General features: G+C 55.9%; 25 protein-coding genes. 7 read left to right on the top strand and 18 right to left on the bottom strand.

Annotated elements, in window-relative coordinates; genetic code table 11:
• Window positions 1–56 precede the first annotated feature (56 nt).
• Window positions 57–1,286, top strand: a complete 1,230-nt coding sequence (locus ACR0B0_RS04895) for an acyl-CoA dehydrogenase (protein ID WP_170348714.1) — start codon at window positions 57–59, stop codon at window positions 1,284–1,286.
• Window positions 1,287–1,398: 112 nt separating this feature from the next.
• Window positions 1,399–2,166, top strand: a complete 768-nt coding sequence (locus ACR0B0_RS04890; protein WP_480636648.1) for an SDR family oxidoreductase — start codon at window positions 1,399–1,401, stop codon at window positions 2,164–2,166.
• On the opposite strand, the gene ACR0B0_RS04885 is transcribed toward ACR0B0_RS04890, so the two are convergent.
• Together ACR0B0_RS04885 and ACR0B0_RS04880 are read right to left on the bottom strand one after the other, a co-directional pair.
• Complete coding sequence (locus ACR0B0_RS04885; RefSeq protein ID WP_170394098.1) at window positions 2,163–3,032, bottom strand: acyl-CoA thioesterase; 870 nt, start codon at window positions 3,030–3,032, stop codon at window positions 2,163–2,165. The two genes, ACR0B0_RS04890 and ACR0B0_RS04885, sit on opposite strands and share 4 nt — an antisense overlap.
• Before the next feature lie 48 nt (window positions 3,033–3,080).
• On the bottom strand, window positions 3,081–4,301 hold the full coding sequence (locus tag ACR0B0_RS04880; protein ID WP_480646656.1) for a serine hydrolase domain-containing protein: 1,221 nt from the start codon (window positions 4,299–4,301) through the stop codon (window positions 3,081–3,083).
• A gap of 164 nt (window positions 4,302–4,465) precedes the next feature.
• Between ACR0B0_RS04880 and ACR0B0_RS04875 the strand changes: the two genes are divergently transcribed.
• Window positions 4,466–5,071, top strand: a complete 606-nt coding sequence (locus tag ACR0B0_RS04875) for a 2-hydroxychromene-2-carboxylate isomerase (protein WP_170409873.1) — start codon at window positions 4,466–4,468, stop codon at window positions 5,069–5,071.
• On the opposite strand, the gene ACR0B0_RS04870 is transcribed toward ACR0B0_RS04875, so the two are convergent.
• Both ACR0B0_RS04870 and ACR0B0_RS04865 read right to left on the bottom strand, forming a co-directional pair.
• Entirely contained in the window at window positions 5,068–6,090 is a 1,023-nt protein-coding gene (locus ACR0B0_RS04870) for a phosphotransferase family protein (RefSeq protein ID WP_480646653.1), read from the bottom strand. The two genes, ACR0B0_RS04875 and ACR0B0_RS04870, sit on opposite strands and share 4 nt — an antisense overlap.
• 14 nt (window positions 6,091–6,104) lie before the next feature.
• A complete protein-coding gene (locus tag ACR0B0_RS04865; protein ID WP_480646651.1) occupies window positions 6,105–6,923 on the bottom strand; it encodes an SDR family NAD(P)-dependent oxidoreductase in 819 nt (272 codons plus the stop codon).
• Window positions 6,924–7,040: 117 nt separating this feature from the next.
• Between ACR0B0_RS04865 and ACR0B0_RS04860 the strand changes: the two genes are divergently transcribed.
• From ACR0B0_RS04860 to ACR0B0_RS04850, 3 genes are all read left to right on the top strand, one after another.
• Window positions 7,041–8,054 (top strand): NADPH:quinone oxidoreductase family protein, encoded by a 1,014-nt coding sequence (locus ACR0B0_RS04860; protein ID WP_170348707.1) that lies wholly within the window; start codon window positions 7,041–7,043, stop codon window positions 8,052–8,054.
• A gap of 93 nt (window positions 8,055–8,147) precedes the next feature.
• Window positions 8,148–8,597 carry a type II 3-dehydroquinate dehydratase gene (gene aroQ, locus ACR0B0_RS04855; RefSeq protein ID WP_170348706.1) on the top strand — a complete coding sequence of 150 codons (450 nt, stop codon included), beginning with the start codon at window positions 8,148–8,150 and terminating at the stop codon, window positions 8,595–8,597.
• Window positions 8,594–9,349, top strand: a complete 756-nt coding sequence (locus tag ACR0B0_RS04850) for a helix-turn-helix transcriptional regulator (protein ID WP_170348705.1) — start codon at window positions 8,594–8,596, stop codon at window positions 9,347–9,349. Before aroQ ends, ACR0B0_RS04850 begins: the two co-directional genes overlap by 4 nt.
• Before the next feature lie 386 nt (window positions 9,350–9,735).
• On the opposite strand, the gene tsf is transcribed toward ACR0B0_RS04850, so the two are convergent.
• The 5 genes from tsf to ACR0B0_RS04825 all read right to left on the bottom strand — a co-directional run bounded on the left by tsf (window position 9,736) and on the right by ACR0B0_RS04825 (window position 13,532).
• Entirely contained in the window at window positions 9,736–10,611 is an 876-nt protein-coding gene (gene tsf / locus ACR0B0_RS04845) for a translation elongation factor Ts (protein WP_170348704.1), read from the bottom strand.
• Window positions 10,612–10,687: 76 nt separating this feature from the next.
• Window positions 10,688–11,488, bottom strand: a complete 801-nt coding sequence (gene rpsB, locus ACR0B0_RS04840) for a 30S ribosomal protein S2 (RefSeq protein WP_170348703.1) — start codon at window positions 11,486–11,488, stop codon at window positions 10,688–10,690.
• A gap of 166 nt (window positions 11,489–11,654) precedes the next feature.
• Window positions 11,655–12,509: a lyso-ornithine lipid O-acyltransferase gene (gene olsA, locus ACR0B0_RS04835; RefSeq protein WP_170348702.1), complete on the bottom strand. Its 855-nt coding sequence runs from the start codon at window positions 12,507–12,509 to the stop codon at window positions 11,655–11,657.
• Window positions 12,496–13,251 (bottom strand): L-ornithine N(alpha)-acyltransferase, encoded by a 756-nt coding sequence (gene olsB, locus ACR0B0_RS04830; protein WP_170375332.1) that lies wholly within the window; start codon window positions 13,249–13,251, stop codon window positions 12,496–12,498. The genes olsA and olsB overlap by 14 nt, the downstream gene beginning before the upstream one ends.
• A gap of 98 nt (window positions 13,252–13,349) precedes the next feature.
• Window positions 13,350–13,532, bottom strand: a complete 183-nt coding sequence (locus ACR0B0_RS04825; protein ID WP_170348700.1) for a DUF3553 domain-containing protein — start codon at window positions 13,530–13,532, stop codon at window positions 13,350–13,352.
• Window positions 13,533–13,574: 42 nt separating this feature from the next.
• Here ACR0B0_RS04825 and ACR0B0_RS04820 point away from each other — a divergent pair, with 42 nt between their 5' ends.
• On the top strand, window positions 13,575–14,171 hold the full coding sequence (locus tag ACR0B0_RS04820) for a histidine phosphotransferase family protein (RefSeq protein WP_254428442.1): 597 nt from the start codon (window positions 13,575–13,577) through the stop codon (window positions 14,169–14,171).
• Here the strand turns inward: ACR0B0_RS04820 and ACR0B0_RS04815 are convergent.
• From ACR0B0_RS04815 to ACR0B0_RS04775, 9 genes are all read right to left on the bottom strand, one after another.
• A complete protein-coding gene (locus tag ACR0B0_RS04815) occupies window positions 14,168–15,430 on the bottom strand; it encodes a glutamate-5-semialdehyde dehydrogenase (protein WP_170375330.1) in 1,263 nt (420 codons plus the stop codon). The two genes, ACR0B0_RS04820 and ACR0B0_RS04815, sit on opposite strands and share 4 nt — an antisense overlap.
• 46 nt (window positions 15,431–15,476) lie before the next feature.
• A complete protein-coding gene (gene proB, locus ACR0B0_RS04810; RefSeq protein ID WP_170358454.1) occupies window positions 15,477–16,583 on the bottom strand; it encodes a glutamate 5-kinase in 1,107 nt (368 codons plus the stop codon).
• Window positions 16,571–17,605 carry a GTPase ObgE gene (obgE, locus tag ACR0B0_RS04805; protein WP_170348696.1) on the bottom strand — a complete coding sequence of 345 codons (1,035 nt, stop codon included), beginning with the start codon at window positions 17,603–17,605 and terminating at the stop codon, window positions 16,571–16,573. The genes proB and obgE overlap by 13 nt, the downstream gene beginning before the upstream one ends.
• A gap of 37 nt (window positions 17,606–17,642) precedes the next feature.
• Window positions 17,643–18,179 (bottom strand): GNAT family N-acetyltransferase, encoded by a 537-nt coding sequence (locus ACR0B0_RS04800; protein ID WP_170348695.1) that lies wholly within the window; start codon window positions 18,177–18,179, stop codon window positions 17,643–17,645.
• Window positions 18,176–18,784 carry a LysE family translocator gene (locus tag ACR0B0_RS04795; protein ID WP_170348694.1) on the bottom strand — a complete coding sequence of 203 codons (609 nt, stop codon included), beginning with the start codon at window positions 18,782–18,784 and terminating at the stop codon, window positions 18,176–18,178. Before ACR0B0_RS04795 ends, ACR0B0_RS04800 begins: the two co-directional genes overlap by 4 nt.
• Window positions 18,785–18,877: 93 nt before the next feature.
• A complete protein-coding gene (gene rpmA, locus ACR0B0_RS04790; RefSeq protein ID WP_010440093.1) occupies window positions 18,878–19,147 on the bottom strand; it encodes a 50S ribosomal protein L27 in 270 nt (89 codons plus the stop codon).
• 11 nt (window positions 19,148–19,158) lie between these two features.
• Window positions 19,159–19,776: a 50S ribosomal protein L21 gene (locus ACR0B0_RS04785; protein WP_170348693.1), complete on the bottom strand. Its 618-nt coding sequence runs from the start codon at window positions 19,774–19,776 to the stop codon at window positions 19,159–19,161.
• Between the two features lie 210 nt (window positions 19,777–19,986).
• Window positions 19,987–20,787 (bottom strand): DUF2059 domain-containing protein, encoded by an 801-nt coding sequence (locus ACR0B0_RS04780; protein ID WP_480646647.1) that lies wholly within the window; start codon window positions 20,785–20,787, stop codon window positions 19,987–19,989.
• The gene (locus ACR0B0_RS04775) at window positions 20,787–21,629 is read right to left on the bottom strand and encodes a DUF2059 domain-containing protein (protein ID WP_170348691.1); all 843 of its coding nucleotides are present in this window, start codon (window positions 21,627–21,629) and stop codon (window positions 20,787–20,789) included. Before ACR0B0_RS04775 ends, ACR0B0_RS04780 begins: the two co-directional genes overlap by 1 nt.
• Window positions 21,630–21,639 lie beyond the last annotated feature (10 nt).

Below are 21,639 nucleotides of genomic sequence, written 5' to 3'. Positions count from 1 at the left end.
CTTTTGCTGAAAGGCCGGGTTAGTTTGCCGCGAAGCTGATTGAGCGGAGAAGCACCATGAACGCCCCTGACACCAAGCCAACTCTGCGCGCCAAAGATGCGCCTGATATGGGTAAATTCACATGGGATGATCCTTTTCGTTTGTCCGATCAACTGACGGAAGACGAACGTATGATCGCCGCCAGCGCCAACGCTTATGCGCAGGAAAAGCTGCAACCAAGGGTGACCAAGGCCTATCAGAACGAAGAAACCGACCCCGAGATTTTCCGCGAAATGGGTGAAATGGGCCTGCTGGGCACCACGATCCCCGAGGAATACGGCGGACTGGGGGCAGGGTACGTGTCCTACGGTCTGGTCGCGCGCGAAGTCGAGCGTGTAGATTCGGGCTATCGCTCGATGATGTCGGTGCAAAGCTCATTGGTGATGTACCCAATTTATGCCTATGGCAGCGAAGAACAGCGCCGGAAATACCTGCCGAAACTGGCCAGCGGTGAATGGATCGGGTGTTTCGGTCTGACCGAGGCTGATGCAGGATCGGATCCGGCCGGTATGAAAACCCGGGCCGAGAAAATAGACGGCGGATACCGTTTGACCGGCAGCAAGATGTGGATCTCGAACTCTCCGATTGCGGATGTGTTTGTGATTTGGGCCAAGTCAGACGCCCATGACGGAAAGATCCGTGGCTTTGTCTTGGACAAAGGTCTTAAGGGACTGAGCGCTCCGAAAATTCAGAACAAGCTGAGCCTACGGGCGTCGATCACCGGCGAAATCGTTTTAAACGGCGTCGAGGTCGACGAAAACGCGCTGTTGCCGCATGTACAGGGGCTGAAAGGTCCGTTTGGCTGTTTGAATCGTGCACGCTATGGCATCAGCTGGGGCGTAATGGGGGCGGCTGAAAACTGCTGGCACGCCGCGCGCGAATACGGGTTGGATCGAAAACAATTCAATCGTCCGCTGGCGCAGACGCAGCTGTTTCAACGCAAGCTGGCAGACATGCAGACCGAAATCTCATTGGGCTTGCAGGCAAGCCTGCGCGTTGGCCGTCTGATGGACGAAGCGAATGCCGCACCCGAGATGATTTCGATCGTCAAGCGCAACAACTGCGGCAAAGCGCTGGATATCGCGCGGATGTCGCGGGATATGCACGGCGGTAACGGTATCTCGCTGGAGTTCCATGTCATTCGCCACATGGTCAATCTTGAGACTGTGAATACCTATGAAGGGACCCATGATGTGCATGCGCTGATCCTGGGGCGGGCTCAAACCGGGTTGCAGGCATTCTATTGAGGTTAGCGTGTAATTGGTATTATGGTAAAAAAATGATATGCCTGATATGCAAATTACACCATTTTAACAATGGATTACGACGGTTCACTGAACCGTCGTTTGAATAAGCTGAATGGAACTGCGCGGAAAAACTGTGGTTGTCACCGGTGCCGCTCAGGGTATTGGCAAAGGTCTGGCTGAGCGGTTCGCCAAAGACGGTGCCACTGTTGTCTGTTCAGATATCGACCAGCGCGGCGCAAAATCCGTGGCCTCACAAATCGGAGGTCACGGACTGGCATGCGATGTGTCGAGCGAAGACGATATCAAAACTCTGATCAACACTGTTGAAAACGAAATTGGACCCATTGATCTTTTCTGTGCCAATGCCGGTATTCTGACACTTGGCGGTCTGGATGTTCATGACCAGGATTGGGATCGCATCTGGAAGATCAATGTCATGTCCCACGTCTGGACCGCGCGCCATATGGTGCCGCGTATGGTTGCGCGTGGCGGTGGTTATATCATGATCACGGCGTCTGCGGCTGGCTTGCTAAATCAACCCGGCGCCGCACCGTATGCCGTCACAAAGCATGCGGCAGTCGGATTTGCCGAGTGGCTGTCAATTACATACGGCCAGAAAGGTTTGCGTGTGTCTGTTCTATGCCCACAGGCGGTTCGCTCCGAAATGACGCGCGGGCATGAAACTTCGGTCGCTGCAATAGACGGCATGTTAGAGCCTGAAGAAGTGGCTGATGCCTGTCTTTCAGCTATTCAGTCCGAGCAATTTCTGGTCCTGCCGCATCCCGAAGTTCGGGATTACATGCAACTTAAAGCTGGTGACTACGATCGCTGGCTGTCCGGAATGCAAAAGCTAAATCAGCGGTTTATCGAAGACACCTAAGGTTTGTGCCGCACCTTGCGCATCAAACCTTCCTGCGCCACCGAAGCGACCAGTGTGCCGTCTTGCGCATAAATGGACCCACGATTGAAATTACGTCCCTGCCCGCTCCAGGGAGAATCCATTGCGTATAGATGCCAGTTTTCGAAATGTATCGGCGCGTGGAACCACAAAGCGTGATCCAGGCTTGCTCCGTTGACGTCTCCGGCAAACCAACTAAGCCCATGCGGGCGCAGGCCGGACGTCATCAGGTACATGTCAGACGCATAAGCCAGAATCAGATGTTGCGTCACCGGATCAGTTCCGGCGGCAGCTTTCATGCGAAACCAGATCTGGTTTCGGTCGTCTGATTTTTCGGGGGAAAATGGATTTTGGTGATCCACTTCGCGCACCTCGATTGGACGTTCTCGCAGCAGTTCGTCGCGTAATTTTTCGGGAACCTGGTCCACGTATCTTTGGCGCAATTCCTCGCGGGCCGGATAAGCTTCGGGTGCTTTGGTCTGCGGCATGGCGTGCTGGTGATCCCATCCTTCGTCCTGAACATGAAACGAGGCTGACATGTTGAGGATTTGTTTGCCGTGTTGGATCGCAACGACGCGACGTGTGGTCATGGAACCTCCATCACGCGCTCTATCAACTTGATAAATAACAGGAATAGACGGATCACCAGCGCGAATGAAATAAGCGTGCAGTGAGTGGCACAGGCGATCTTCGACAGTTCGATAAGCCGCTGCTAGGGCCTGAGCGATCACCTGACCTCCGAATATGCGTGTTGGTGTTTCACCACCCGATCCGGTGCCGCGAAACAGGTCGACCTCAAGCCTTTCGATGTCCAAAAGGTCAAGAAGAATACGTTCTGCTTCGGTCATGTTGCGGTCTCCGGGTGTTTTAAGTCTTGGGTATCAGCGGTCAGAACGTCATTCAATCAATGCCCCGAGGACAAGCGCCTTTAGCTCTGCCCGCGATGGGTATGAACTGGAGGGTGACAACTGGGTGAAGAAGACTGTGGTCAGGTCGTTGACCCGGTCGATCCAAAAGTATGTCGACGCCATGCCGCCCCAGCCAAAATCCCCCAATGAGCCTGGCACTCGGGTTCGACCGGGGTTTATCACCACAGCACCGCCCAAGCCGAATCCTGTACCCTCCATGGGCTGTTCTGCGAAACTTTGCGGACCCATCGCGGCGATGTCGCCTGGCAAATGGTTGCGCAGCATGTAGTCGACGTTTTTAGGACCTAAAAATCGATGGCCCGCGCCCTGCCCGCGATTTCGCAACATCTCCGCAAACCGTAAATAGTCGTCGATCGTGCCAACCAAGCCGCCGCCACCCGAAAACGTCGTGGCGTTTTCGTACGGAGACCCCTTGGCCTGATCAACCAGCCGCAGGGTCTCGGCACCGGTTTGTGCCGAATTCAAGGCCATCGCGTCCCCGGCCAACGGAGTGTACAGCGACGCAAACCGATCCCCTGCCCCTTTTGGCACTGAAAATCCGGTGTCCTTCATTTCAAGCGGTTCAAGAATTTCCGTCGCGAGAAACTGATCCAGGGTTTGACCCGAAACAACCTCGATCACGCGGCCAATAACGTCGATGCCCACGGAGTATTCCCAGCGAGTGCCCGGTTGGAACGCAAGAGGCAGAGCAGCGAGGTCGCGGACGCGATCGGCTAGAAGACCTTGATCTGGTTTGAACATAAGGTCCTGTTCATCCATCGCTAGCGGCAGCACTCCGGGGTTGAAGGGATAGCTGAACCCACTTGTATGCGTCAGGAGTTGATGCAGCGTCGGCGTAGGTGCGTCTTCGGTTTGATCTAACCGCGCGGCCCCCGGAATCAGTGCCTGCATCTTGGAAAATTCTGGCAGAAATTCTGATAGTTGCGCATCGAGGTGAAACAAACCCCGCTCGGCCAGCATCATCAGAGCGACAGTGGTGATCGGTTTGGTCATTGAATAAATGCGCACAACTGTATCGCGCTGAAAATCCAGATCATCTTCAACGCTTCTTTTGCCGCAGGCGTTGAAAAACTCCTCGGAACCCTTGTGTTTCACCAACAGGGAGTTGCCCGCGTATTTTCGCTCATCGACATAACGCTGCATCCAGTCGGCAATGCGGCTCAGGCGGTTCGCGTCGAAGTTTGTCATTGATGATTAACCCTTTGGTACATGGGCGCGATCTTGCGGGCTTACGTGCTGAATTGACAGGGAAATCGACCACACGGACTGCAAGCCTGTTACACTAGGGTCGTAGCGGATTCGCTTGTCACGAGTTGGTTCATTTCTAGTGTTCAAATTCTCGGAGGAGCAACATGGCGCAACATATAGATTTCGTTTATGATTTTTGCAGTCCCAATGCATTTTTGGCGTTTAAGACCTTGCCGGACTTGGCAGGCGAATACGGTGTGCAGGTGAACAATGTGCCAGTCCTGCTGTCGACGGTTTTCAAGGTGACCAACAACCAAAGCCCGTTTCAGGCCTTTTCGGAAAACCGTCAGAAATCGGCCTATCTGACTCATGACCTGCATCGATTTGCACGCACGCGGGGCCTGAGCTTTCACATGAGTCCTCATTTTCCGATTAACACCAAATTTGCCATGCGTGGGGCAGTGTTTGCGTCCGGAAAACCCTGGGAAGACAAATATATGAACGCTGTTTTCGATGCGATTTGGGTGCATGGTCAGAAGGTCGATGAACTGGGTGTTCTGTCGGAAATCATGCAAGAGAACGATCTGCCAGCGCGTAAAATACGCGAGGCGATGACCAGTGTCGACATCAAGCAACAATTGAAAGACCAGACCAAGGCTGCCGTAAAACGCGGTGTGTTCGGCGTTCCCAGCATGTTTGCGGGGTCCGAAATGTTCTTTGGCAAGAATAGTCTGGGAAATCTAGGGTTGGAGCTGTCAAAGACCCCTTAGCTTTCTATGGCGTCCAGCCCGTGGCGTGCGAATATTGGAACATACGAACCAAGTATCATCGCCCGTTCCGGGTCGGAAGCATTTCCGTCCTGGGCGCGTTTGAAGACCCCCTGCAAAATCGCGGCCATACGAAAGAAGTTGAAGGCTAGATAAAACCCGAAATTGTCGATCCCGGAAAGGCCACGACGCTGGCAATACTGATCGATAAATGCCTGATCTGAGGGCAGGCCTAGACTTGCCCGATCAATTCCGGCCAGACCCCTGCCCTCGGCACCTGGCGGCATCTGCCACTGCATGATCACTGCCGCCAAATCTGCATACGGATGCCCGATCGTCGACAATTCCCAATCCAGAACCCCGATGCACTGTGTGCCGTCTTTCTCAAACATCAGATTGTCGATACGGTAATCACCATGCACCAGCGTTCTTTGGCCGTCATCTGCGGGTATCGAACCTTCAAGGGCGGTCATCAGCGCATCTATCTCGGGGATATTTGCGGTCTCAGAGGCGCGGTACTGTTTGATCCAGCGCGCAATCTGGCGTTCAAAGTAGTTTCCGGGCGGGCCATAGTCAGATAGTCCGGCGGCATCTATATCCACCTCGTGGAGGTCGGCCAGTACACGGTTCACTTCATCGAGCACTGCGGAGCGGGTGGCATCGGTTTCCCCGCTCAATGTAGGTTCTAGAAATACGCGCCCTTCCAGATGCTCCATAACATAAAAATCCGACCCGATGACATCGCCATCCTCGCACAGCAGGTACATTTTCGGGACCGGTACGGCACTGTTGGCCAACGCGCTTTGAACACGGAATTCCCGATCCACCGCATGGGCAGATTTCAATAACGCACCCGGAGGCTTGCGACGCAGAACATAAGACTGATCGGGGGTCTTCAGCAAAAAGGTCGGGTTGGATTGCCCTATCGCAAACTTCCTCGCCTGCAACGGCCCACAATAGCCCGGAAGATGCGACTTGAGGTACGCATCCACAGCTGCCAGATCCAAACTCGTGCTGTCCATCTACGCCTGAATCCTCACAAAGCTTCGGCAAATATGTTCCCGGCCGTCTCGACGTTGATCCCACCGGACACCGGGATCACTGCACCGGTGACATAGCTGCCGCCACGACCGCATAGGAACAGCATACAGCCGGCAATATCCTCATCACGCCCAACCCGACCCAAAGGAACCGAGTTACCAACCCTTTCGCGTGTCTCTTCATCGGCCGTGGCAAAGGCAGTCATCTTCGAGACGAACGGCCCCGGTGCCAGCGCGTTGACCGTGATGTGGTAGGGCGAAAACTCCTTGGCCATGATCTTGGTCAGGTGCAGCACTGCCGCTTTCGAAGCCGAGTAGCTATAGGCCCCATCGCCCATCGGCACCTCACCCATGACCGAACCGACATTGACCACTCGCGCCGGGTCGTCAACTAAGCCAGACTGCATCAGCATCGGCAACAGTTTTTGGGTCAGCTCGAACAAGCCCGCGACATTGACCGACATAACTTTATCCCAGGCCTCATGTGGGAATTGTCCCATCGGCGCACCCCAGGTTACGCCTGCATTATTCATCAGGATATCAAGGCGATCTGTTCGCTTGTTAACCTCGGATACAAGCGCCGCGATTCCATCTTTGGTTGCAACATCACCGCCGAACCCTTCGGCATGACCGGGCGCATCCAAAGCGTTCAGCTCAGCCGCAACGGCTTCGCAGGCGTCTGCCTTGCGGGATGCGATCAGAACACGCGCCCCTGCCCGCACCAAAGCCTCGGACGCCATTCGCCCGATGCCTGTTGCGCCGCCGGTGACAAGCGCGGTTTTGCCTAGCAATGAGAATAGCGTGTCAGGGGTCATGGTCTGCTCCTCAGTACAGTAGTTGTCGACACGTTGGAGAAATGGTTGATTTCTTGACAACTCATTGGTCCGCGCCAAAGCTCCTCATATCCGAATAACAGGGATAACGGGATTAATATGCAAGCTTTACTCAGCGTCGCGCCGGGCGGGCCAGATACACTAGAGCTGACCAGCCTGCCTGATCCGGTACCGGGTAAAGGCGAATTGCTGATCGGGGTTAGGGCCGCAGGCGTTAATTTCCCCGACACACTGATCATTCAGGACCTCTATCAGATCAAGCCACCCCGCCCCTTTGCGCCGGGCGGTGAAATCGCCGGGGACGTTCTGGCCATTGGCGAAGGTGTGACCGGGTTCAACGTTGGAGACCGTGTTCTGGCGCTGACCGGGCATGGCGGGTTTTCAACACATCTAACAATCCCCGCTGCAACCGCCATTAAATTCCCAGGCTCGATGCCATACGAGGATGCGGCCTGCTTTGTCTTTACCTACGGCACGTCTTATCACGCGTTGAAAGACCGCGCTGCCCTGCAGCCCGGGGAAACCCTGTTGGTGCTGGGCGCTGCCGGGGGGGTCGGGTCTGCTGCGATCGAGTTGGGCAAGGCCATGGGCGCACGTGTGATCGCCGCAGTCTCCTCGTCCGACAAAGCGGATTTTTGCCGAGATTTGGGGGCGGATGAAACGCTTATCTATTCCCTTGAGATGAACAAAGAGGCACAAAAAGAATTCTCATCGGGAATCAAAGATTTGGCAGGGCCGTTAGGTGTAAATGTCGTTTATGATGCTGTGGGTGGAGATTATGCGGAACCTGCGCTGCGTAGTATGGCCTGGGCCGGGCGATATCTTGTGATCGGTTTCCCGGCGGGCATTCCCAAAATACCTCTGAACCTGCCATTGCTGAAAAGCTGCCAAATTGTAGGGGTTTTTTGGGGCGCATCGGTGCTGCGCGATCCTGTAGGCCATTCAAAAAATGTGAGTGATTTGTTCAAGTTATACGTCGATGCTCGTATAAAACCGCGGATCAGCGCCAAGTATCCGTTCGACCTTGCCTCCAAAGCTCTGACTCATCTGGCCAACCGTTCTGCCCTTGGTAAAATCGTGGTGACAATGCCTGCAAGGGCTGAACATGATTGACGGTTTCTTTAATCGCTCGCCCTATACGCGCGTTGGCCGGTGGACATTCCCACCTGTTCGCGTTTAAGAAACTGGTATGGGAACAGTGAAATAATGCACAAAGCTCTGATTTTGAATGGCCCGAACCTGAACCTTTTGGGCACCCGACAACCCGAGGTTTATGGAAGCACCACGCTGGAGATGGTTGAGAATCTGTGCGTAAGCCACGGATCTTCCATCGGTCTGGACGTGTCGTGCTTTCAGTCAAACCACGAAGGTGCCCTGATTGATGCCATCCACGCGGCCAAGGGGGATCAGGACGGCATTGTTCTGAATGCAGGTGCTTATACGCATACCTCAATCGCCCTGATGGATGCGATTGCGTCCGTTGAACTTCCAATGATCGAGGTCCACCTGTCCAACATCCATGCCCGCGAAGAATTCCGGCACGTGTCCTATATCTCGAAGGTGGCGATCGGCCAGATTTGTGGCTTTGGCCCGCAAGGCTATGTGATGGCTCTGGACGGATTGGCGGCGCATCTAAAAGGCGGGTCGACTGCATGAAGCTGAGCGAATACCTGCACTTTCTCAGCTATACCAAAACTTTGGAAGAGCTTTGGGACGCCCATTGCCGTCAGATGGCCGAATACGGGTTTGATCGGCTGATCTATGGCTACACCCAATACCGCACCGAGACATCGCTGGGTGATCCAGAGGATTTCGTGATTCTGACCAATCATGGAAAGTCCTATCTGGATGGATTCCTTCGTGGTGGCCTGTATTTTCATGCTCCGATGTTGAAATGGGCGCTAAGCAACGAAGGTGCCGCCAGTTGGAATATCGCCCAGGATTTGGTGTCCAACCGCGGATTAACGCAGCAAGAACTGGACGTTCTGGAATTCAATCGAAAGCACGGCGTTGCGTTCGGATATACGGTCAGTTTCACCTCGGTTTCGATGCGTTCCAAGGGGGCGATTTCCCTTTCCGCCGGAAATGCGACCAGCCAGGACGAAGTGGATGCGATGTGGGATGAGCATGGTGACGATATCCTGCTGATGAACAATGTTGCGCATCTTAAAATCCTCACCCTGCCCTATAACGCGCCGAACCGAGCGCTGACCAAGCGCCAGCGTGAAGCGTTGCAATGGGTCGGTGACGGCAAGACCACCCAGGACATTGCCCTATTGATGGGGCTGACATCGGCTACGGTCGAAAAACATTTGCGATTGGCGCGCGAGGCGTTGTCGGTGGAAACCACCGCTCAGGCCGTTCTGAAGGCGTCACTACAGAATCAGATGTTCGTTATGGAGGTCTAAGGTCCGAGAATTGACGCTTAGGAGCGTCAATTTACCCTAGGTAAGGAAATCATGACTTTCCAATCTGGGGGGCTGGTTGCAAAGTGAGAGTGTTCCGTGAGTGGTGGCTTTAGCCAGGGAACATTTGGTTGGATCTTTGTAATACCAAGGCTCTCCAATCGCTCTGACATAAAGGCGCCTATTTGTCCGCGTCAGTTTGTCGGAATTTTGAGGGGCCTCGACCATCCCCATCATGCGGGGCCCCTCATACCTTTTCAGAAAGGTTCAGGACGCGAGTGCGTCCTTTTTTATTGGCTAATGGCTTGAGTGGCCTAAACAAACCGGCCACGACTAGCGCGACCGGTTTCTTTGGCTCCCCGAACTCTGCAGAGTTCGGGAGTGCTTTTTTAGCCTTGTGCGGCTTTGGCAACTTCTGCTGCGAAGTCTTCTTTTTCGACAACGATGCCTTCGCCAACTTCCAGACGGACAAAGCCGGTGATGGTTGCGCCTGCCTCTTTCGCCGCTGCTTCAACGGTCAGGTCAGGGTTCACAACGAAAGACTGGTTCAGCAATGTGGATTCCGCGACGAATTTCTTCATGCGACCAACGATCATCTTTTCGATCACCTGCTCCGGCTTGCCGGATTCGCGGGCAATGTCCATCTGAACCTGCTTTTCTTTTTCAACAACAGCCGGGTCCATGTCTGCCTCGGACAGGGCCGCCGGGTTCACGGCTGCGATGTGCATTGCAACTTGTTTGCCGATGGCTTCATCGCCGCCAGACAGAGCAACCAGAACACCGATTTTGCCCATGCCGTTGGTGGCCGCATTGTGGACATAGGACACAACAGTGTCGCCCGACAGCTTGGCCATACGACGGACCGACATGTTCTCACCAATGGTGGCGATTTTGTCGGTCAGGGTGTCCGCAACATTCTTGCCACCCAGATCAGCAGCCAGCAGCGCCTCGACATTGTCGACGCCTTCTGCGGCATACGCGATCTTGCCAACCATTTCCTGGAACTCGGCGTTTTTCGCGACAAAGTCGGTTTCCGAGTTCACTTCGACAGCAACACCGTTGCCACCGTTGACGTGAACAGCGACCAGACCTTCTGCAGCGGTACGGCCCGATTTCTTGGCCGCCTTGGCCAGGCCCTTGGTGCGCAGCCAGTCAACGGCTTCGTCCATGTTACCTTCGGTTTCGGTCAGCGCTTTTTTCGCGTCCATCATGCCTGCGCCGGTCGAGTCGCGCAGTTCTTTAACCATTGCTGCTGTGATTGCCATCTCTTGGCTCTCCTCAATTCAAACGGAATTGGGGCAGGTCTACCCTGCCCCATATGTCATTTAGGTGACGGGCAGCTTACGCTTCGGCTTTGGCTTCCGGCGCGGCTTCTTCTGCGGGTGCTTCTTCCGCAACGGCTTCTTCAACCGGAGCTTCTTCGAACGCACCCAGATCAACGCCTGCTGCACCCATCTGCGCGGTCATACCGTCCAGAGCGGCCCGTGCGGCCAGATCGCAGTACAGCGCAATCGCGCGCGCCGCGTCGTCGTTGCCGGGAATGATGTAATCAACACCGTCAGGCGAGCAGTTGGTGTCGACAACGGCCACAACCGGGATACCCAGTTTGTTGGCTTCGGCGATGGCCAGTGCTTCTTTTTTGACGTCGATGACGAACAGCAGATCAGGGACGCCGCCCATTTCGCGGATGCCGCCCAGCGAAGCCTGCAGCTTGCCCTGGTCACGTTCCATGCCCAGACGCTCTTTCTTGGTCAGGCCCTCGGCACCCGATTCCATGGCTTCGTCGATCTGGTTCAGACGGTTGATCGACTGAGAAACGGTTTTCCAGTTGGTCAGCGTGCCACCCAGCCAGCGGTGGTTCATGTAGTACTGAGCCGACTTTTCAGCTGCTTCAGCGACGGGCTGAGCTGCCTGACGCTTGGTGCCGACAAACAGAACGCGGCCACCTTTTGCGACGGTGTCACGAACGGCTTGCAGAGCCTGATCCAGCATCGGAACGGTCTGAGTCAGGTCCATGATGTGGATACCATTGCGCGAGCCGTAGATGAACGGGCCCATGCGGGGATTCCAACGCTGTGTCTGGTGACCAAAGTGAACGCCAGCTTCCAGCAGCTGACGCATGGTGAACTCGGGAAGAGCCATGCTATTTTCCTTTTCCGGTTTACGCCTGGGCGGGGGTGAAAGAAGCAGATGCTCCAACCGGCGGTCTTAATGAGGATGTCTCCCTCAAAAAGCCCAAACCCCGCCTGCGGGTTTGAATGGCGCGCGTATACGGCAGGTTTTCGGCTAGCGCAAGGGCTTTTCGCCCTTATTTTTCAAGCCCTGCCAGTGCGTGCGCGTGGCGCACGGCCTCTTCACAATATGCGGCCAGCGCCTTGCGGCTTTCGAAATCGCTAACCTTGGCCGGTGCATGATAAATCAATTCAACCGCACCCTGCCCGCGCGCACCCAGCGTTTTCAAAAGGTGTGGGGCGAAATCCATATCTCCCCACCAGCCATAAAACCGGTCGGGTTGCCCTTTGGGCGCGTGATACACAACCGAGACTGGCTGCACATACATGAAATCTCGCAATTCATCTGCGAAGAACGCGGCGAAAAGAGTTGTTTTAAAAGGTAAAACACGCTGCCCGTCGGTCGACGTCCCTTCGGGGAAAAACAGCAGCTTATGACCAGCTTTCAAGCGAGTTTCGAATATTCTTGTCTGTTCTCTTGCTTTCTTGCGGTCCCGCTCGATGAACACGGTTCCTGTTGCACGGGCAAGCCAGCCGATACCGGGCCATTTGGCCACCTCGGCCTTGGACACGAAATAGACGCGCTTGCGCGCATTCAAGGCGAAAATGTCCAGCCATGACGTGTGATTTGCAACCACAGCGCCGCGCTGTTGCATCAATTCGCCCGAGGTTCGAAACCGTATCCCGAGGATCCGAAACGCATTGCGGCAGACAAATTGCGAAATAAACGGCGTTACGGGGCGGCGCACGCCGTACAACGGACGCTCGATCAAGCGCACCACTAATAGAACTAGCAAACCTCCAAACACCAATACGGCCAGTGGTAATCCGCGGAGAAAAACCAACATCCACCCCACCAACCCCAGTTTGATGGGGTCTGGTTCATCCTCGCTGTTCCAAAGCGGTTCGTTCACCAATTTATGCCCCGCCATAGATGCGTTTCTGCCGCTCGTTCATGCGGGCCGTATCGAGGATCAGGCAAACATCAGTGGTGTTGAATGAATGGTCGATGAACGCGCCTTCTCCCACGAAACCTCCTAGACGAAGATAGGCCTTGATCAATGCCGGAACCTGAACCATCGCAGCTCGGCGATCCAGATCGGCGGGCGCAACAAGATCCATGGATTCAAATACTTCTGGTTGTGCCCTCACCCTCAAATCAGGCGGCGCGAGATGGTTGTGATGCAGCATCGACAAGGGCTGCGCCAATTCCTGAACATCCGTTCCGTGAAAGCTGGCGACACCGAACAGAACTTCGATATCACGCTCGTTTACATAGGCCGCCAATCCGTTCCACAGGTGATACATGGCAGTGCCCCCGCGATAGTCACGGTGGACGCATGAACGGCCGAGTTCCAACAGCTTGCGACCGCTTTGCTTCAAAACAGTCAGATCGTATTCATCTTCGGAATAAAACTGCCCCAGTTCCGCAGCACGTTCGCCCGGTAATAGCCTGTAAACGCCAACAACTTCGCCTGTCAGGTCGTCTATCGCCAGCATGTGATCAAAATACGGATCGAACTTGTCGCGCTCCAGTCCGGCGTCATGATCCACCATCTCTCCGCCACCGCCCAGTTCGCGAACAAACACGTCATAGCGCAGCCGTTGGGCAGCGCGCAGTTCGTCCTCGGTCTGTGCAAGTTTAACGGTAAAGGAAGGGCCTGCGTCCGGCATTGATGGTTCCGTTCTTGTTTGCGCGCTGATACCGCAGTTTCCGTAGGGATGGCAACAAGAGCGGATTTGCGGGGCCGTTAACCTTTCCTAAACCAGTTTCACAGATCAAAGACCGGCATCAGGGCGATGCGCGTTCCGTCAATCACCACTTTCCCCTGCTCGCGAAAGTTCACGGTGATCTTGCCCCCGATGTTGGACTGCACCTGTCCAACGCCCCAATCGGGGTAATCGGGGTGGCGGACGTACATGCCCGGTGCAAGAATAGCATTAAGGTCTGTCATGCGAGGGCTCCGGTCCGGCGGCAGATGCAGCAGGAGGTACGCATGAGCGACACCACAGTCAACCTGGCCGAGTTGATCGGGTCCCGGATCTGTCACGATTTGATCAGCCCCATCGGGGCGATCACCAACGGTCTGGAGCTGCTTGAGATGGTTGGCGCAGTCCAGGGGCCTGAGATGGAACTTATCTCGGGCAGTGTTGGCAGTGCCGGGGCGCGGATTCGGTTTTTCCGCGTGGCGTTTGGTTCAGCCAGCGATCAGCCTTTGGGCCGAACCGAGGTCTCGGAACTGTTAAAGGATGTCGAACGCGCAGGCCGCGTGCGCGTCAACTGGCACCTGACCGAGGCGGTGCCGCGTAATCAGGTCAAACTGGCATTTCTGGCGTTGATGTGCTGCGAAAACGCCATGCCTTTTGGGGGCGAAGTGACCATCGATCAAAATGGTGAAAGCTGGACGGTCACAGGATCAGCCGACAAGCTGAATGTGGATAATGACCTTTGGAAAAACCTGCCGACCGGGCGATACCCCAATAAAGTCACGCCCGCACAGGTGCAGTTTGCTCTTTTGCCAAAGACTGCCACGTCGGTGGGGCGGCGGGTTGTGGCGGAAACCACCTCAACCCGCGTTGTGATCCGGTTTTAAGACCGGGTCGTTCCATTCCCGCGCACAAGATACTGAAAGCTGGTCAGCTGCGCCGCACCCACCGGGCCACGCGCATGCATCTTACCAGTCGCAATGCCGATCTCGGCGCCCATACCAAACTCACCCCCATCGGCAAATTGGGTTGAGGCATTGTGCATCAGGATCGCACTGTCGAGCCGTTCGAAGAACCGTGCAGCGGCGGTCTCGTCCTCGGTCATGATGCAGTCGGTATGGTCCGAGCCATTGAGGCGGATATGCGCGATGGCTTCGTCAATATCAGCGACCGGTCTCGCCGCGATGATACTGTCGAGGAATTCCTTTCCCCAATCATCGACCGTCGCAGCCACGGTGCCATTCTGGGCCAGCGCGCCTTCGGCGTGAACCTCAACACCTGCGGCCATTAGCGCAGCGATAACGTCGCGTCCCAGTGTTTCCACCACATCCTGATGGATCAACAGGCATTCGGCTGCGCCGCAGATTCCGGTCCGCCGGGTTTTGGCGTTCATCACCACGTTCAGCGTTTTCTGCGGATCGGCGGCTTTGTCGATGTAGATATGCACGATGCCTTCAAGATGCGCGAAAACAGGCACGCGCGCCTCGCGCTGCACCAGCCCCACCAGGCCTTTACCCCCGCGCGGGACGATAACATCGACATAATCCGTCAGGGTAAGCAATTCCTGAACCGCGGCGCGGTCTCGCGTCGGCACCAGTTGGATGGAATCCTCGGGCAGGTTTGCGGCCTTTAGCCCTTGGACTAGGCAAGCGTGGATGGCGCCCGAAGAATGAAAGCTCTCGGACCCGCCACGAAGGATCACCGCGTTGCCCGATTTCAGGCACAGCGCGCCGGCATCTGCCGTCACATTGGGGCGGCTTTCATAAATCACACCGATCACACCCAAAGGCGTGCGCACACGCTGGATATGCAAACCCGAGGGCATGTCCCATTCGGTCAGCACCTCGCCCACAGGATCAGCCTGATCCGCGACCGTGCGCAGCCCGTCAACCATGCCCTGAATGCGCGCCTCGTCCAGCATCAGGCGATCCATCATTGCCGGGCTCAGGCCTTTTTCACGACCGAATTCTAGGTCTTTCTTGTTGGCCTCGATGATTCTGGCACGGTTGGCCCAAACCGCATCAGCGGCGGCGATCAGGGCTGCATGTTTCCGTTCGGCGCTGGCAAAAGCCAATTCGGCCGAGGCTTTCTTGGCGCGTTTTCCAAGATCGGCCATCAGTGTGGGGATGCTGTCGAAATCCTTCATCTCAGATGCCTTTCAGTCGGTCTTTTGGTGTTCTAACATCGCTCGGCTACCGCGCCAAATCGTCTCGATGGATCAGCACGGCCCTGCCCGGATAACCCAGAGTTGCCTCGATTTCCGAGGACTTTCGCCCCTTGATCGCGTCTGCTTCTTGCGCGGTATAGCGGCTGAGGCCCTGTGCCAAGCGTCGCGCTTCTGGGTCCAGAATGGCCACAGGATCGCCACGGCCAAAGTCTCCGGTCACTTCGACGATCCCGGCAGGCAACAGGCTTTTACCGTTGCCAAGTGCCCGGGCTGCGCCGGCGTCCACCACGATTTCACCACGCGGTTTCATCGCCGAGATCCACCGTTTCCGGGCCGCATGTGGGTCCAGGGTCGCGGTGAACCAAGTGCAATTCGCACCGTTTTCAAGTGATTTCAGAGGGTTCAGCGGCGATCCTTCAGTAATCGCCATATCACACCCGGCGGCTGTCGCCATCTTTGCAGCCAGCAGCTTTGTCTTCATTCCGCCTTTGGACAGGCCTGACCCTGCGTCACCCGCCATCTGTTCGATCTTAGGCGTAATTTCTTCGATCACGTCGTAACGCGTGGCCGAGGCGTCCTCATTCGGGTTGCCGGTATAGAAACCGTCCACGTCAGATAGCAGTATCAACTGATCCGCGCCCACCGTGACAGCGATCTGTGCGGCCAAGCGATCATTGTCGCCATAGCGGATTTCATCCGTTGCGACCGTATCGTTTTCGTTGACGATAGGCACGACACCCAAACCCAGCAAAGTTTCAAGTGTCGCGCGTGAGTTCAGATAGCGGCGGCGGTCAGCGCTGTCCTCCAACGTCACCAAGACCTGCGCGGTAGTGATCTTATGCGGCGTTAACGCCTCCTCGTACGCGCGAGCCAGCCGGATCTGACCTACAGCAGCGGCAGCCTGAGATTTCTCCAGCGGCAAAGCCTCCATCGGCAAGCCCAAGACCCCGCGACCCAACGCGATAGACCCGGATGACACCAAAATGACGTCCGTTCCCTGCCCCTTTAGCCAAGCTACGTCCTGCGCCAAGGAGTGCAGCCAGTCCGAGCGCAAAAGGCCCGTGTCCCGATCCACCAGCAAGGCGGACCCGATCTTGACCACCAGACGCTTGGCTGAGGTCAGGGTTGCCACGTCTTCGCCTCCTCAACGGGCTTTTGCCGCAGGCGGTTTTCGTCAATCTGGGTACGCAATGCGCGCAGAACCTCGGTTACGCCCAGATGCGCCACACCGGACATTGTCATGACGGGGCCGCCGACGGCCTCTTCCAGCTCGGCCTTAGCCGCTTCGCGTTCTTCGTCATCCAGTGCGTCGACCTTGTTCAGCACCGTAATGCGAGGTTTCTCAGCCAGTTCGCCGCCATAAGCCTCAAGCTCGTGAATAATGGTCCGATAGTCATCAGCCACGGTCTCAGACGTTCCATCGACCAGATGCAGCAGAACGGCGCAGCGTTCCACGTGACCCAGAAAACGATCTCCGATCCCACGGCCTTCGTGGGCGCCTTCGATCAGGCCGGGAATGTCAGCCACGACAAACTCGACGTTATCAACGCCGACCACACCCAGGTTCGGGTGCAGCGTGGTAAAGGGATAATCCGCAATTTTCGGACGGGCGTTGGATGTTGCGGCCAGAAAGGTCGACTTTCCAGCATTGGGCATGCCCAGCAAGCCCACATCGGCGATCAGTTTCAGCCGCAGCCAGATGGTGCGGTCGATCCCCGCCTGCCCCGGATTGGCCCGGCGCGGGGCTTGGTTGGTGGCAGATTTGAAGTGCAGGTTGCCGAAGCCGCCATTGCCGCCTTTGGCCAGCAAAACCCGCTGACCGACCTCAGTCAGATCGCAGATGACGGTTTCTTCGTCTTCGTCCAGAATCTCGGTACCAACCGGCACCCGCAAGACAATGTCGTCGCCGTCCTTGCCGGTGCGCTGCTGACCCCGACCGGGTTGACCGTTCTTGGCAAAGAAATGCTGCTGATAGCGGAAGTCGATGAGGGTGTTCAACCCGTCAACGACCTCGGCCCAGACAGATCCGCCCTTACCGCCATCACCGCCATCGGGACCGCCGTATTCGATGTACTTTTCGCGCCGAAAGCTGACGCAGCCGCCACCTCCGGCCCCGGACCGGATGTAGACCTTTGCAAGATCGAGAAATTTCATGTGTGTCCCCTACTGCAAAGGCCCCATCGGCCACAAGTCAGAGTTTCTTAGTATACGTCCAGGTGGGCACATTCGCATCACGCGCCACCGAATAGGTTTCGGCATCACCCAGATATTCAAACCCGCAATGGGTCAACACCCGCGCCGAGGCCGGATTGTCCTGAAAAACGCTGGCAAACATGGTGGCGTTTTCCAACGGGTTGGCATTGACCAGCGCTTCGACCGCCATCGAGGCAACACCCGTGTTCCAATAGACCGGCGCGACCCAATAGCCCACCTCGGATTGGTTGCGATCCAGACGCGTCAGCGAGATCAGGCCGATCAGCTCGGGGCCGCCATCTTTGGTGGCGTCCATTGCCCAGACGTCTTCATCGCGTACTTCGGACATCGCGCGCGTCACAAAAGCTTCGGTCGAACCCGGTGGCAGCGGATGTGGAATTGCTGTGGTCATGCGCGCCACGCGCTCATCACCTGCATAATGTTCAATGAGACCCAAATCCGACCGGCGCAATGGTCGCAGATCGAACCGCTCGGTTTCAATGACCGGCTGGTTTATTATTGCCTCAAGCTTCATGAGTGCGTTCCTCCTCCGAACAACACGAATAACACGGACGCAACGGTGAGACTGGCTAACGTCCACATCAGATATTTTTCAATTGGCCGTCCTTCAACCGCGTGGGCAATTCTATCGCCCGCAAATGTCCAAATTGGATGAAGAATGACCTGACAAAACAACAAACAGAGAGCAATCGTTACTGTGGCCTCAATACTGGGCGTCCCTGCCGCCACAAACCCGGTAAACCCTGCAATGATCATCGCCCAAGCCTTTGGATTTAAGGGATGAACGATCAAACCAGCCAAGAACCCGGGTGCTTTGCCATCAGCCTGCTGACGCGACAGGCGTGTGTTGGCGATCTTCCAGGCTAGCCACATGATATAGGCTGCTGACACGTATTTCAGCACTGTAAATACGCCCGGAGCCTGATCGGCCAGTTGCAGCAGGCCAAAGCCCACAGGCCAGATGATCAATTGCTTCCCTACAATGACGCCCCCGACAAACGGAAGTGCCGCCCGAAAACCATAGCGCGCACCAGTTCCCAACAGGACCATATTGGCCGGTCCTGGGGTGCCGACCTGACTGGCGGCGAAAATCAGGAAACTTGTGGTTGCGACGGGCATAGGTGCGTTCAATCAAAACTACGTTAAAACGAGAAAGGGGACCGGCATTTTCTGCCGGTCCCCCAAGAATTTTCAAACCTTATGGGTTTCGGCTTACTCTGCGGCCTCCGCCACTGGCAGGACTGAAATAAAGGTGCGGTTTTTGAGGCCTTTGTGGAACTTCACAGCGCCGTCGACAGTTGCAAAGATTGTATGATCTTTGCCCATGCCTACGCCTTCGCCCGGCCAGAACTTGGTGCCGCGCTGACGCACGATGATGTTGCCTGCGATGGCGGCCTGGCCACCATACAGTTTCACGCCAAGGCGGCGACCAGCTGAGTCGCGACCGTTACGGGAGGAACCGCCAGCTTTTTTATGTGCCATTCTCTCTCTCCTTAGCCTTTAGCCAGTTCTTTGGCCTGCTCAACCCATTCGGGTTTCACTTTGATGGTGTCGATAGCAGCAATCTGCTCGTCCGACAAGGCGGCCAGAGCGGCAAAGCTCTCGATACCGGCGTCGGCCAGCTTTTTGGCGGCGGCGGGACCGACACCGTTCAGGGCTGTCAGATCATCAGCGGCAGCAGCAGCGGCAGGTGCCTCTGCTTTGGCTTCAGCTTTCTTGGCAGGCTTTTTCGCCGCCGGAGCAGCTTCGCCAGCAGGTGCCGAACCAGTTGCAGCTTTGATGCCCGATTTGTCAGCGCCCGATGCCAGGATGTCAGTGATTTTGACCAGAGTCAGTTTCTGACGGTGGCCAACGGTACGCTTCGAGCTGTGCTTACGACGACGCTTGACGAAGTTGATGACCTTGTCACCTTTGATCTGTTCGATCACTTCGGCCTGAACGCCTGCGCCTTCAACGAAGGGTGCGCCAACAACCGGTGCGTCACCGCCCAGCATCAGAACATCGTTGAATTGAACTTTTTCACCTGCGTCGGCAGCCAGCTTTTCAACACGGAGCACATCGCCCGCCTGAACCTTGTACTGCTTGCCGCCAGTCTTGAGGACCGCAAACATGCGTCTTTCCTTTTCTAAACCGCGTTCTGTGGTCCCCGTTTGGGTGTTTTGGCTTTCGCCACCTCGAACAGCGCGCCCTTTTTCCGGGCTGTGTGACGACCCGTGGGAAAAGCCCTTTGGGTCAATAATAACGAGACCCGGCGCGGAAGAACCGGCCGGGATGCGCGCTTATCCAAAGATTGCGGGGGAAAGTCAACATCAAATGCGACGCTAAAGGTCCGATCCTTTCAGCACCTGAGCGACCGCCTGACCCAGCTGATAATAGATCGTGTCGAACATCCGGTTAAAGCTTTCAAACAGGGCCGTGTTGATCGCTTTGCCCGTTTCAGTGCGTGAAAAGGCGATGTTCTCGCGCATTTGACTGTCGGTCAGTGGTTTATAGGCTAGCAGAAAGAAGGAATACAGCCACGTTCGGGTGTCTTCGGTCATGCTGTCTTTTTCCTCAAGCAGCTGTGCCAAAAGCTCCCCGTCGTCTCCGCCAACCCCCAGGCTCATCCCACGGAAAAAATTGTAATCTGCACTGATGGAGTTATGCACATTCTCGTCAATCAGGTTGTTGACCTGAATATACTCGTCGACCAGCCGATATAGCTCCGTGCTGCGATCACCGTTTCTGTAGACGTCCTGTGCCATTTCTTCGATGGCTTCATCTGCCAAGGCGACACGGGCGGATAATTCCAGCGAGGTGATAGCCTGCCCTAAATTGCTTTCGAAAAACAGGATGGCGCGGTCCATCTGGCTTTCGGTCAGGGTTTCCGCGAACACACTTTCGACCTGATCACGCATTCTGTCCGCGTCGTAAATCCGGTCTACCTGATCCAGAAAGACCGGGCCGCCATTGTTGTTCAGAAAGGTTTGCTGAAGGTCCTGCCCAAGTGAACTGCCTTCGTCCCGCAGGATGTCGATGACCGCGTCCACTTGCAGGGCCTGCATAAGTTGTTCGACCTTTTCCTCGGCCTGCAAAGGCGTGGTCCAAACGAACAACGCCAGGAACGTCGCGATAAAACGCATCAGATATCCTGTGCCGGGTGCAAGTCCGCCATCCGAGTGGCAAGAATTTCGAATTTCATGGCCATGATTTCATATTGAACGGCATTCAGCAGTTCATAGACCTCTTGCATAAGCGGCTGTTCTAGCGCATCGGCATAAGCGTTCACATCGGCATCGGAAAAATTCTGATACGTATAGGCAGCCCCGGCCAGGGCCGATAACTGCAACGCCTGTCGCATGCTTGTTTCGTTCTGGCGCATCATGAGGCGCAGTTGATCAGCATCCAACTGAAGATCAATTACCCCCGAAGCACTGGCGGCCAACAGAAACCGCAGTTGAATCTCTTGCAGGGCTCGCAAGGCTGTCCCGCTTGAATCAATGGCCCTATTCATGCGTTTGAGGCTTTCAACACGATGCGAACCGTCCTTGATCAACTCGGCCACGATCTCTTGACCCTGCTGCTGCTTGGCCTCGTCATCATCCAGCATATGCGAGGCGTTTTCCGCTTCGACCAGACGCTGCCCCAGGTCCGAGGCGTAAAATTCCACTGCATGAAGCAGCGCCTCGTCTCTGAGTGTCTGCTCCAGAATCGACACGGCGGTTTCATGCATGTCTTCAGTGTCGAATACTTCTTCGGTCAGTCGGGCCCAATCGGAGCCGAAACCATCCGGGTCTATGCCCAGCATCTGCGGCGCCGACGCAGAAGAGAGCGCGATACTTTCCAGCGCCACGTCAAAACCAGTTGTAGTCAGAAACGCTTCGATCCTGTCTCGCCCGGCGGCAAAGGACGACACAGGCGCCATGGCCAGTGCCAGAAGCAACAAGAATAGGGTCTGAGCGGAGCGGCGAAGAGAATAAGTCATACTTCAAAGC

It is taken from the genome of Ruegeria sp. BA12, assembly GCF_056539625.1.
Note: the sequence above shows the minus strand (reverse complement) of the source record. Positions and strands in the feature narration are given on the sequence as shown.